Below are 12,814 nucleotides of genomic sequence, written 5' to 3' on the forward strand. Positions count from 1 at the left end.
AATGCTGTCCGATACCGATCGGACCTCCGACTTCTGAGGACGATACTTGGCTTCTTCCGCGCAGCCGAACTTCTGCGTGATCTGTGACATCCGCGGTTCTCTTCCTCGGCAGCCGCATGCTCTCCATCCAGAAGACACATCTGCGTCCATCTGCGACATCTGCGGTTCTCTTCCTCGGCGGTCCGACGATCAACCTTCCAGGTCCAGGTGGTGGCCCATCTTCAGCTTCTTGGTGAGCAGGTACTTGTGGTTGTGCTCGTTGGGCACGATCTGGATGGGGATGTTCTCGGTGATCTCCAAGCCGTAGCCCACCAGACCGGTGCGCTTCTTCGGGTTGTTGGTGAGCAGACGCATCCGCCGTACACCGAGGTCATGCAGGATCTGCGCGCCCACACCGTAGTCGCGGGCGTCCATGTCGAAGCCGAGCATGAGGTTCGCCTCCACGGTGTCGGCGCCTTCTTCCTGTAGCTTGTAGGCTTTCAACTTGTTGAGCAGCCCGATGCCGCGACCTTCCTGCTGCATGTACACCACCACGCCCTTGCCGTCGCGCTGCACCATCTCCATGGCCGCGTGGAGCTGGGGGCCGCAATCACAGCGGCGGCTCCCGAAGATGTCGCCGGTGAGGCAACTGCTGTGCATACGGACCAGCACCGGTTCGTCCTTTTCCCAAGTCCCTTTTACCAAGGCGAGATGTTCCTCCCCGGTGTCCTTCCCCCTGTACGCGATCAGGTGGAAATCCCCGAAGTCCGTGGGCATGTTCACCTCCACGACACGTTCCACCGAACGCTCCGTGCGCATGCGGTACGCCACCAGGTCCTCGATGCTGATCAACTTCAGGTCGAACCGCTTCGCCACCTCGCGCAATTGCGGAAGACGGGCCATGGTACCGTCGGCGTTCATGATCTCCACCAGCACCCCGGCGGGCTCCATGCCGGCGAGCCGGGCGAGGTCCACCGTGGCCTCGGTATGCCCCGTGCGCCGGAGCACGCCTCCGTTGCGGGCCTTGAGCGGGAAGATGTGGCCCGGCCTGCCGAGGTCGGAAGGCTTGGTGACCGGGTCGATCAGGGAAAGAATGGTCTTGCTGCGGTCGCTGGCGCTGATGCCGGTGGTGGTGCCATGGCCGCGCAGGTCGATGCTCACGGTGAAGGGGGTCTCGTGCAAAGCTGTGTTGTCCTGCACCATCAGGTCCAGTCCCAGTTCATCACAGCGCTCTTCAGTGAGCGGTGTGCAAATAAGACCGCGTCCATGGGTGGCCATGAAGTTCACCACTTCCGGTGTGGCGTTCCGCGCGGCGGTGATAAAGTCGCCTTCGTTCTCGCGGTCCTCGTCGTCCACCACGATCACGAGCTTGCCCGCGCGGATGTCGGCAATGGCACTTTCAATGCTGTCGAATGGGGAGGTGTTCATAGTGGATAGCGCGCTGACATAAGTCCATACTTGTAGCGCGGGTGCAAATTTACGATACGGCGGGCCGGCGTGCTTGTGGGTGAATGCGAATGAACCACCCCGGCTTTCGCCGGGGCAGGCTGCTGGGCACGGATACGCATGGATAAGATCAAGACTGCTCTTTTACTGGTGCGAGCATCCGCGCTCGTGCCTCTTCTGAAAGTTGGACCGGGTGCTCAAGCGCACGAGCGTGGACGCTCGTGCGAAAACTATGATAGAGCGGTATCTGCCGCGCGGAGCGCGGTCCTGAAAACCTATATGCCAGCGCCGCAGGCTGAGTTGGCCGGTTGGCCCCCCAAGATCAGGCGGAAGCCTGATCTTGGGGTCCGAGTGGCCAGCTCATTCTGTGATCTGATACCGCAACGCGATCTTTGACAACGTGACATCAGCGAACTACAGACCCGCCAAAGCTGTGATCTGATACCGCAACGCGATCTTTGACAACGAAGGCCTCTTTGCTGCGCTCATAAACCGTGCTGTGATCTGATACCGCAACGCGATCTTTGACAACGCCGTCGAGGATGGACGCACGCGCCACTTCGCTGTGATCTGATACCGCAACGCGATCTTTGACAACCTACGGCGACAACCTCTGCGCACGGTTCAAGCTGTGATCTGATACCGCAACGCGATCTTTGACAACACGATGCAAGCGGCGACCGACCGCCTCTACGCTGTGATCTGATACCGCAACGCGATCTTTGACAACCTTCCTTCATTTAGTATTCTCGCTCGTGAAGCTGTGATCTGATACCGCAACGCGATCTTTGACAACCGACTGCTCTATGCTTTGTGTTGAGTGATGGCTGTGATCTGATACCGCAACGCGATCTTTGACAACCGGGGTATGCGGGCGGTTCAACCGGTGGTGGCTGTGATCTGATACCGCAACGCGATCTTTGACAACAGGCGCGGCCATGCTTGCAAAAATGTCCAGCTGTGATCTGATACCGCAACGCGATCTTTGACAACGACCTTCAGCCGGTCCCCGTGGAGAAATGGGCTGTGATCTGATACCGCAACGCGATCTTTGACAACCCTTCCACTGTACACGCTTTCCCAGACCTGGCTGTGATCTGATACCGCAACGCGATCTTTGACAACTCCACGGCATCAGCCCCAGCAAGAGCGGCAGCTGTGATCTGATACCGCAACGCGATCTTTGACAACTTCATCAATGGAGCCAATTGACGGAAAGCAGCTGTGATCTGATACCGCAACGCGATCTTTGACAACGGCGGGTCCACGGGGTCTTCGGTGAGGTAGGCTGTGATCTGATACCGCAACGCGATCTTTGACAACATTATCATCGTTTACACTTGGCTGATGCTAGCTGTGATCTGATACCGCAACGCGATCTTTGACAACATCAGGATGTGAATGACTTCACCTCGTTCAGCTGTGATCTGATACCGCAACGCGATCTTTGACAACTTTATGTCTCGGACCTGACCGGTGCGCGAGCTGTGATCTGATACCGCAACGCGATCTTTGACAACATTCATCCGCATTGCTCGGCGATGTTTCAGGCTGTGATCTGATACCGCAACGCGATCTTTGACAACCGATGCCGCGCTGTTCCCCATGCAGTTGATGCTGTGATCTGATACCGCAACGCGATCTTTGACAACCACTTGGTTCGTGGCCACTGCGGTCTTGTAGCTGTGATCTGATACCGCAACGCGATCTTTGACAACATGGGGCAAGGCACACGCATGCCCAGCGCCGCTGTGATCTGATACCGCAACGCGATCTTTGACAACTGTGGAACAAGGCCAACGGCAAGATGAAGCGCTGTGATCTGATACCGCAACGCGATCTTTGACAACCACGGCTACGGCTTCGAGGGCAGCGGCATTGCTGTGATCTGATACCGCAACGCGATCTTTGACAACGTATCGCATCGTTGTGCCTCTCTTCTGCGGGCTGTGATCTGATACCGCAACGCGATCTTTGACAACATACACCGTCTGGCATCTCAGCCACTTTGTGCTGTGATCTGATACCGCAACGCGATCTTTGACAACCCACGGCGACATGCAGCGCCCGCGCTCCGCGCTGTGATCTGATACCGCAACGCGATCTTTGACAACTCGAAGCCCATTGCACGCAGCACGACCTTAGCTGTGATCTGATACCGCAACGCGATCTTTGACAACGGGGGTAGGCCAGCCCCTAACAGCACGGTAGCTGTGATCTGATACCGCAACGCGATCTTTGACAACAACGCCCGCCATGGAGGCTGGTCTTACCAGCTGTGATCTGATACCGCAACGCGATCTTTGACAACTGCGGGGCGTCGAATGAATAGGACCACTCGGCTGTGATCTGATACCGCAACGCGATCTTTGACAACTCTGAGTTGGGTCGCCGTCACCGGCGCAAGGCTGTGATCTGATACCGCAACGCGATCTTTGACAACACAGGCCCATGGGGCTGCACGTTGACCGGAGCTGTGATCTGATACCGCAACGCGATCTTTGACAACCCTCGCTCCTGGTCCAGTACGGTGCCGTGAGCTGTGATCTGATACCGCAACGCGATCTTTGACAACCGGAGACGGTGACGGTCCACTGGCAGTATGGCTGTGATCTGATACCGCAACGCGATCTTTGACAACAACCAAAGCATGAGTGCTCTGCTATCTGCTGCTGTGATCTGATACCGCAACGCGATCTTTGACAACTAGCTGATTCACATGCATCCGCTCCGCCTGGCTGTGATCTGATACCGCAACGCGATCTTTGACAACCCAGCGTCCTCCCACACGATAACGTGTCCAGCTGTGATCTGATACCGCAACGCGATCTTTGACAACTGTAGTCCTCCAGCTTGCCGCTCTCGTCCAGCTGTGATCTGATACCGCAACGCGATCTTTGACAACGCGCGGGCTGTTCGGGCTTGTCGGTCGGCCGCTGTGATCTGATACCGCAACGCGATCTTTGACAACGGACATGGCGCGCCTGCTGCGCTTTCTGGGCTGTGATCTGATACCGCAACGCGATCTTTGACAACCGGCCACGGTGATGCCGTACATGGTCTCCCGCTGTGATCTGATACCGCAACGCGATCTTTGACAACGAGGCGCAGTACGCGGCGGCGGACGCGGCGGCTGTGATCTGATACCGCAACGCGATCTTTGACAACGAGGCGCAGCCGCGCATCCCGCCGATCCTGGCTGTGATCTGATACCGCAACGCGATCTTTGACAACTGGTCCGACGCTAAGGACCGAGAAACCACAGCTGTGATCTGATACCGCAACGCGATCTTTGACAACACGCAGGGCGGCAGCGTGCCACCGCCCCGAGCTGTGATCTGATACCGCAACGCGATCTTTGACAACACGCGCGCGCGCCGGTCGCGGCGCGGACGGGCTGTGATCTGATACCGCAACGCGATCTTTGACAACCTCCCGCAGGCCGGGCAGGTCTGGCCATCGGCTGTGATCTGATACCGCAACGCGATCTTTGACAACTGCTCTTCAACTCCATCCGTATCGAGCGGGGCTGTGATCTGATACCGCAACGCGATCTTTGACAACATTAGCCCGGGGAAGTACCGGAGCACCGTGGCTGTGATCTGATACCGCAACGCGATCTTTGACAACCCATGGACATCAACTTCACCAACGATGGCCGCTGTGATCTGATACCGCAACGCGATCTTTGACAACTTCGGGATGGCCACGGACCGATTGGGGCTTCGGCTGTGATCTGATACCGCAACGCGATCTTTGACAACATCACCTTGGACCTGCTCCTGGCTGATCTGGCTGTGATCTGATACCGCAACGCGATCTTTGACAACAATTCCGCCGCGAGGGCGATGCGTACTTCGGCTGTGATCTGATACCGCAACGCGATCTTTGACAACTACAGGGGTGCGAGCATCTCATCACCAGCAGCTGTGATCTGATACCGCAACGCGATCTTTTGACAACCTGTGGGCCTTGTATCGCTGCCGACGGAGGGCTGTGATCTGATACCGCAACGCGATCTTTGACAACTGCCGCTGCGTGTCACGTAGGCTCTGATCCGATACCGCAACGCGATCTTTGACAACGTGCGCCGCGCGCCTTCCGCACGCTCGCCGCGATCCGATACCGCAACGCGATCTTTGACAACAGCGCGATCGATACCGCAACGCGATCTTTGACAACCCGCGGCGGCTGGGGCCGATACCGCAACGCTCTGACAACGGCAGCTGGTGCTGTGATCGATACCGCAACGCGATCTTTGACAACACCAATGGCACGTAGTCGCTCTGGACCAAGCTGTTAAGGGACCGTTGTGGTGGGAAGAAAAGAAGTCCCGGAAGGCATGCCTTCCGGGACCCTTCCCGAATTTCCTGTCCTAGAAGAGTTCCAATTGGCTCGGGGCAGGGGCAAGGGCTTCGCGGACCCTGCCAAGGATATTGATCATCCCGCTGTACTGCTTGTCCGTGATCTGTAGAATGGTCACCTGTCCTTCCTTAGGTACGAATTTCTGGACGCGCCTCATATGGACATGCATGCTTTCCCGACTGGCACAATGGCGCGTGTACACACTGTATTGGAGCATGTTAAAGCCATCCGCCATGATGTGCTTCCGAAAACCGGAATAGACACGCCTGTATTCACGCGTGCTTGTCGGGAGGTCGAAGAAGACAAAGAGCCACATGATCCGATAGGCGTTGAGGCAATAGTGCGTGTTCCGTCCCTGATGGCTTTTCATAGGGCTTATTTGAACAGGGGATAGCTCAATTTCCGCCCTTGCTTATCGAAGCAGCCCAATAGACTTTGCGCTGTCCGGTGCAAGGCCACCATCATAGGACCCTTTTTTCCATCCTGTTTCACATCGGCCAGCACCGCGCCGATCAATTGAGCTTTGGCAGCCTTGTTCAGCTCGTCGATGCCAAGTTGTTGCAGTTCCACCACCTCGGCATCGATGAACGGCCGGTAGGGTTCCATCAGGTCGTCCGCCAGGCAGAAGGCATTGTACTTATTGCTGTGGTGTATGCCCAGTGTGGGCAATAGGCCAGCGGCCACGATGGCCCTTGCCGTGGCTGCGCGAAGCACGGCATAGCCGTAATTCAATGCGGAATTGGGCCATGCACCTTCCCGCTCTCGGCGGAAATCAGTCAGGAACAGTTGGCCCCAATAGGCCTTGGCAGCTCGGGCCTCGTGGTTTTCGCTGTCGCCGCTCTTCACGTCATCGGCCATTTGGCGAAGAGCCTGTCCGCTTTTGCCAAGGCTTTCCAGCAAAGCAGCCTGGTTCTGGATCTTGGCCTTTACCGTTTGCTGCCACAATTGTTTGGTCAACGGTAGGCTTGCCCCGATCTGGCTTTGGAAGCGATGATGCTGTAATACATTTCCGCTGAGGGGGAGGAGCAGTCCGGCAGGGTGGTAGTCGGCACCGCAGAATACCACGGCCACATTGTGTGCCATCAGTTCCTGCATGGCTGCATGTGTGTACGTCAGCTGTGAATGTTCGAGCATCAGCACGGCCGTGTCCTCTATGGGCCGGTTGATGACCTCGCCCGTGTCCTTGTTGGTGATCACGAGCTGGCTCAGCTTCACCGAGAGGTGGTAAGGCTGGCTGAAATGAAGGATGCGTCCGACCATGGTGGTGGTTTATACGGGCAGACCCCTGCCAAGGATCGGGCCAAGGTGATATGCACCTGCACGGCTGTCTACATTTGAGCTCATGCTAAAGGAACTCATTGACCGGGACCGCGCCGCTTTCGGGGCCCTGCTGGCCGCGAACCAGGTCAGTCGCATTGTATGCCTTTGGCAGCAGTGTGCATGGTACTTTTGGCCCGGAGAGCGATGTGGACGTGCTGGTGGAGGTGGACGCCGCCGATGAAGTGGCGGGAGGCATGCTCATCAATATCTGGAACGGCTTGGAGGACCTTTTCCAACGGCCCGTGGACCTGCTAACGGAAAGCAGCCTGCGCAACCCTTACTTGCGTGCCGAGATCGAACGTACCAAGAAGCTGATCTACGATGGATCGAAGCGCCAAGTTCTGGTCTGACATCCTCACGGCGATCACCGAGATCGAGGGCTTCGTGGCTGGCATCGTTTTGCTGAACGGCTATACCCGCGATGTCAAGACCAAGCGCGCCGTTGAGCGCGGCTTGGCCATCATCGGTGAGGCCATTGTCACGCTCACTAAGCAGGATCCTGTACTGAAGGTGGACAGCGCCCGATCGTGGGCATGCGCAACCGCCTGATCCACTCCTATGATAATGCGGATGGCAAGATCGTGTGGGAAGTGGTGCGCATACACTTGGTTCCGCTGAAGGCGGTCGCGCTGGAGCGGTTGGGATGAAGCGTCCTTTGTCTCTTCCCCGATGGTCAGACCGTTGTTGGCAGTGGGCTCAGGTCGATGTCGATGCCGTCGAACTGGCATTTGAGCTTTGAAAGAGCGAAGCGCAACCTCTTGAGAGGGTTGGCCGGATTCCATATACTCTCTGTTTCCTTTGGGATGAGTTTCGGGTCGCGCGCATCGAGCACATTGGTCATGAGCATGCGGATATTGTTGCCATTCACCTGTAGCTCGTCTATGACGTAAGTGCGCCGGTTCATGTCCTCCGCATCGTCCCGCATGATCTCTTCCGGCCCGCTCTTGTACATCACCACTTTTTGCCCGGTATGGACTATGAAGGGGCGACCACTGAGCTTGATGACCTGCCACTCAGGATGCTCAGGGTGCGTGTGCGGTATGAGCTGGGGAAGTGATGCTCGAGTATGGCACTGCGCGGTTTTCGCGTATTGCGCCAGTTCCAACTGGCTGAACACGTAGCCGTATGGTCGGCCGCGTTCATCGGCATATACTGCTGCTATGGGATTTCCCCCGCCCGTAACCCACAACTGGTGCTTGTGTTCAAAGCCTGGCAATTGATCGCGGTGGGCTTTAATGCCAACCGGGTTCTTCACCCTGCTCTGGATCATCACGCGCACCTTCTTCATCTTCTGTATCGTGAAGGCATCGCCGTTCTTGGTGTTCATATCAAAGCCGCCGTTCTTCTTTATTTCGTCCAGATCCTTGTCAGCGAGCAGCGCCTTGATCGCTGGGTCCACTACGTTCGCCTTGTCTGCTTCCGTGAATGGGAACTGAGTAACGCCCAATAGGGATTTACGAATGACAGTCTGGAGTTCGTAGGACTTGGTTTCAACTTTCTTGTGCTTAATGCGGCCATAGAAGGTGTCTTCATGCAGTGAACCCCGCACCGTATCGCCTGTGGCTTTCACCTCCTTCCAGGTGCCGTCCTTCAGTTTCATTTTGGTGTTGAAGGTGCTTCGCCTCCCGATGCTCGCCTTGTCCACATGGTAGATGAGCGCGCCATCGCGCAGCTTGTGCATGTCCGTTCCAAAGCTGGTCCAAGGATGGTCAAAACTAGCGGTCGGGTCGGTCGAATCATGTACTTCATAGTACTGGGCAAGTGCATCGAATACACTTCGGTCAACGGCGGCGCACACGGCGGCATCCACCGCATGGTGGCTGTGCTTGCTGCGGTCCTTCTCTTTCACGAAGCTCTCGCCCATCCATTCCTTGCGGAAGGCGCTCAGTGCTTCGGGCTTGTAGCACACCACCTTCTCGAAATAGCTGTTCATGTAGCTCCGCGCCAGCTTGGTGATCTGCGCCGTGGCCACCAATTGCCGGTTCAGGAAGCGCGGCTTGATCTCATCGGCCATCAAGTGCTCGTACTTCGTGCGCCAATAGTTGCGGAAGAACTGGGCATACCAGCGCTTCTGTATGGCCTTGTCCTTTTGCTCCTTGGTGGTGGCCGACTTGCTCTTGTTGCGCAGCACTTCCACCTCGCGTTTGTACTTCATCCACTTCGCATAGATGGGCTTGGTGCTGTCATTGATCGCCGGACAATCGCGGTTCGCTGCGCGGGCCGGCATGCTGAAGTTGGGCAGTGATCCCGGCAAGCCCACCTTCTTCACATCGCGGTTGTAGCGCGTGTCGCACAGCATCTTGTTTGCCATGCTATTGTCCGCCGTCTTGCCCCGTGGCAGGGTGTGTTCTATCTCCACGCTTCCATTGAACAGGTCGTTTACGCCGATCGGCTTGCCGGTGTACACGCATTTGGCTTCGCCGAACAAGTGCCGCGCCTCCTGGTAGAGCCACATGCGTTCGATCTCGTCATCGGTGGGGTTGTGCGGGTTACCGCTCGCCTCGAAATGTTCGCGGAGTTCCTTCTCTGCCTCTTCGTTGTAGGTCTTCATCTCGGCCTGGTAGTTCTCCCAAGCCCGCCGCTTGTTGGCGCTGTCCAGCTGCCGGGCCATTTCGATGTGGACCACCGTCTTCTTGTCGATCAACCTCTTTGCTGGGTCGTCCGGTGAGATCATGTCGTTCACCAGTTTCCGCAGTGTGTGCAGCGCACGGTATACCATGGGATTCTTCATGCCGCGCGTAAGCGGGCTGCCCAGCCGGTCGTCGCGTTCGCGGTACATGCTTATGGCGCTGTGGTGGTAGAGTTGGTCCACGCGCCGCTTAAGCCCGCGCTTGTCGATGGTCTTGGCGAGTTCGTATTCCGGATATGTATCGATCAACCAGAACTTGATGCGGTCCTCCATTGAGGCCACTTTCTCGAAGAGCACCTTGTCGTGGCTCTCGATGTGGTGGAGGAACGCGGCCTTGATGCTTGCCGCAAGTTGCGCACGACCACTGTCGCCCATCTCCTGCTTTTGGCTGTTGGAGAAGGCTTCGTCGATGGCAAGGCCAAGCCGCTGGTCCCAGTCGCCGTTCCAGAAGTCCCGGCGTCGGCCCTTATCATTGAACTGGTCGCGGTAGTTGCGGATCAGGCCGTTGAGCAGGATCGTTTCCACGCTGTATTGTCGCTGACCCTTTACTTGTTCACGCATGCCATTGCGGATGCGCTCGCGTTGGTCTTCGTTCATATCGGCCCAGCGATCGTCCACATAGGGTTCAGGCTTTCCGTTGGGGCCGGTCCGTAGTTCAGTTATGAAGTCGCCGTTCTTGTCGGTGAGCGGCCGCCCGTTCGCATCCAGTTTCTTGTGTACCACTTTGAAGACTGTGGGCAGGTTCGCGAACAGCACGGCATCGTGATAGGGTATGCCTTGGTAGAGGTAGGGGAGGATGCGCCCCATAGCCCGCGCGCTCAGGTTGTGGTAGCCCTGCTTCAGGTCGAAGTTCTTCCTGTCCTTGACCTGTTCGTCGGTAAGGTGCCAAACGTTCTTGGCGTACTCCTTCAGGTCGCGTTGCTCGTATTTGCTCTCCGCTTTTCGCACATATTGTCCTTTCGCCTTGCGCTCACTGATCTCGCCCCAAGCGTTCTGTTCGCGATGGATCAGATTCCATCGGTCGTCCCATTTCTTGCGTTCGGCCTCATCCTCCGTACGCATGGGGCCGTACGCCCGTAGAATATCCACGCCTTCCACGTTCCAAAGTGCTGCCAAATGCGCGATGGTATGCGCCCCGGTCAGCTTCACCTCCTTGTTCTCCTTGGCCGCGCGGATCTCCCACTTTTCGTAGTTCAGTTCACCTTCGATCTTGGCCTTCTTCAAGGCTTTGCGCACATCGCCAATAGGAAAGGTGGGGCTGCTCTTGCGGAAGAAACACGGTAGCACGGCTTTGCGGCCGGCCTCAGTCAGGTTCTCCCCGTTCACCTTGATATTGTTCACGGCATGAAGCACATTGAACACCTCCGCGATCGGGCTGCTCATGGGTGCGCGCTTGTTGCCGGGCTCCAACGTACAGCGACCGACGTCTCCCTTCTTGCCCTTCAGTTCCCGTTGGAAGAACAGATCACCGTTCTTGCCATCTCCCAATTCCGCTTTCAGCGCATCGGACAGCAGTTCCTTGTGAAAATCCTTCTGTGCATCCCACAGCTTGTTGAACTCATCGACAAGGTCAATGCGCATCACATAGCGGTTGCGGATCGGCGTATGGGTTTTATGCAGTTCAGCGCCCGCCTTGCCGAGCGTATCGTAACGCTCGATCAACTTCTTCGTCTCATCATAGCCCGTGATACCCCGATCAGGTGAACCTTCATGCAGGGTCTTCTGCTCTCCGTCACCGCCCTTGCGATTGCTCCGGAAACCTCGGCGTTGCGCGATGTGGTAAAAGATGCGCCCCAACTCCAACGGCATCAGTTTCTCTTGTAGTCCCTTCGCACGCAACTCGTAAGGGTTCAACATGAACCAAGAGGTGAAGCCATCTTCTTTTGGGTAGATGCCTTCCTTCTTCCATAGGTGCAGTCCGCCTTCGCTTAATGGGCACATTCCATTTTTAATCAAGTGCTCCAGCAAACGTTGCTTCCGCATGCGACGGCGCATGTACAGTCGCCTCGTCCGCCTCGCTCCAGTACGTGTACTCACTGAGGGCACCTCGTGGCCTTTCACCCTCGCAACACCTTCACTGAAGATCACCGATCCAGCCAGCACCGGATTGTGACCGATGCTCTCTTCTGGGTCATGCGCATTGATGTATTTCTTTCCATTCACTTCTGTAATGATCGCCCAACCAATGCTATTGGTGCCAAGGTCCAGTCCAAGTGTCCGCTTCATAATGCTGGTGGATTATCCGTCAATAATCGGTTTGTAATGTAGAAATTCATTTACTTTGCAGCATCAGATCACAGTAAGGCTATAAGCCGCAGTGAAAACTTGGCCTCTGCTTCGGTGGGGGCCTTTCTGTTTTTATTGCCACCCATTTCCCGCCATGGACCGCTCCACCTTCCTCCGCAACATGCTGGGCAAAGCCGCCTTGCTCACCCTGCCACCGTGGGCCATGCTGCCCAAGCCGGAGCAGGACCGTTTGGCGTGGACGCAGAACTGCCACGGTGTCTTTGTGTTCAGCGCATTTGTGCGCGGCTTCCAGTACCACAACGGCCCGGCGCTGATACAGAAGATGCAGGCAGAGGACACGCTGGACCTGGTGCGCGAACACGGGAACGAACACGATACCAACGCGGTGGCCGTGTATTGGGAAGGGCAGAAGCTGGGCTACCTGCCCATGGGCGAGAACGTGAGCTTGGCCACCATGCTGGACCATGGCCTGCTGTTGGAAGCGGAGGTGGCCTACACCGCGCCGGAGCTGGCCCCGTGGGAGCAATGCTTCATCTCGGTCTACCTGCTGGTGCCGGCCACACCTTCCTTCGATGCATACCTGAATGATTACATGGAGCGGCCGGATGCGGGGTATAAGTTGCGGCCGGAGTATGGCGGGTAGTTGTCCGTTGTCCGTTGTCAGGCGTGGCCTCGCCGGACCGTGATGGCGGCGACAGCCTGAAGCATGCGGCTTGAATGCCAAGAGGCCGAAGACCTGAATGCCGGGCCTGATTACACCAAAAGCCAAGGGGCCAAGGCACCTGGGCACCAAGAGGCCGAATGCGCCTGAAGTTTGTAACCTACAGC

At 57.0% G+C, this 12,814-nt stretch carries 8 protein-coding genes and 1 CRISPR repeat array; of the genes, 4 read left to right on the forward strand and 4 right to left on the reverse strand.

Features of this window, described 5'->3' with window-relative positions:
- Nucleotides 1-189: 189 nt before the first annotated feature.
- The 3 genes from IPP95_00975 to cas1 form a co-directional block, all read right to left on the reverse strand.
- Nucleotides 190-1,407: a bifunctional 3,4-dihydroxy-2-butanone-4-phosphate synthase/GTP cyclohydrolase II gene (locus tag IPP95_00975; GenBank protein QQS72840.1), complete on the reverse strand. Its 1,218-nt coding sequence runs from the start codon at nucleotides 1,405-1,407 to the stop codon at nucleotides 190-192.
- A gap of 382 nt (nucleotides 1,408-1,789) precedes the next feature.
- A CRISPR array of direct repeats spans nucleotides 1,790-5,572; the repeat unit is 36 nt; unit sequence GCTGTGATCTGATACCGCAACGCGATCTTTGACAAC.
- A gap of 228 nt (nucleotides 5,573-5,800) precedes the next feature.
- Nucleotides 5,801-6,106, reverse strand: coding sequence for a CRISPR-associated endonuclease Cas2 (gene cas2 / locus IPP95_00980; GenBank protein QQS74160.1), 306 nt, complete (start codon nucleotides 6,104-6,106; stop codon nucleotides 5,801-5,803).
- Nucleotides 6,107-6,165: 59 nt separating this feature from the next.
- Nucleotides 6,166-7,050 (reverse strand): type II CRISPR-associated endonuclease Cas1, encoded by an 885-nt coding sequence (gene cas1, locus IPP95_00985; protein ID QQS72841.1) that lies wholly within the window; start codon nucleotides 7,048-7,050, stop codon nucleotides 6,166-6,168.
- 155 nt (nucleotides 7,051-7,205) lie between these two features.
- Here cas1 and IPP95_00990 point away from each other — a divergent pair, with 155 nt between their 5' ends.
- Genes IPP95_00990 through IPP95_01000 form a run of 3 tightly spaced genes read left to right on the forward strand, consistent with a single transcriptional unit; the run spans nucleotide 7,206 to nucleotide 7,757 of the window.
- Nucleotides 7,206-7,460, forward strand: a complete 255-nt coding sequence (locus tag IPP95_00990) for a nucleotidyltransferase domain-containing protein (GenBank protein ID QQS72842.1) — start codon at nucleotides 7,206-7,208, stop codon at nucleotides 7,458-7,460.
- The gene (locus IPP95_00995) at nucleotides 7,432-7,659 is read left to right on the forward strand and encodes a hypothetical protein (GenBank protein ID QQS72843.1); all 228 of its coding nucleotides are present in this window, start codon (nucleotides 7,432-7,434) and stop codon (nucleotides 7,657-7,659) included. The genes IPP95_00990 and IPP95_00995 overlap by 29 nt, the downstream gene beginning before the upstream one ends.
- Entirely contained in the window at nucleotides 7,644-7,757 is a 114-nt protein-coding gene (locus IPP95_01000) for a DUF86 domain-containing protein (GenBank protein ID QQS72844.1), read from the forward strand. Before IPP95_00995 ends, IPP95_01000 begins: the two co-directional genes overlap by 16 nt.
- Nucleotides 7,758-7,783: 26 nt before the next feature.
- On the opposite strand, the gene IPP95_01005 is transcribed toward IPP95_01000, so the two are convergent.
- Nucleotides 7,784-11,965 (reverse strand): hypothetical protein, encoded by a 4,182-nt coding sequence (locus IPP95_01005; protein QQS72845.1) that lies wholly within the window; start codon nucleotides 11,963-11,965, stop codon nucleotides 7,784-7,786.
- Between the two features lie 154 nt (nucleotides 11,966-12,119).
- Between IPP95_01005 and IPP95_01010 the strand changes: the two genes are divergently transcribed.
- A complete protein-coding gene (locus IPP95_01010; protein QQS72846.1) occupies nucleotides 12,120-12,629 on the forward strand; it encodes an HIRAN domain-containing protein in 510 nt (169 codons plus the stop codon).
- The last annotated feature ends 185 nt before the right edge of the window (nucleotides 12,630-12,814 follow it).

It is taken from the genome of Flavobacteriales bacterium (genome assembly GCA_016700415.1).
In the GTDB taxonomy this organism is placed as follows: domain Bacteria; phylum Bacteroidota; class Bacteroidia; order Flavobacteriales_F; family PHOS-HE28; genus PHOS-HE28.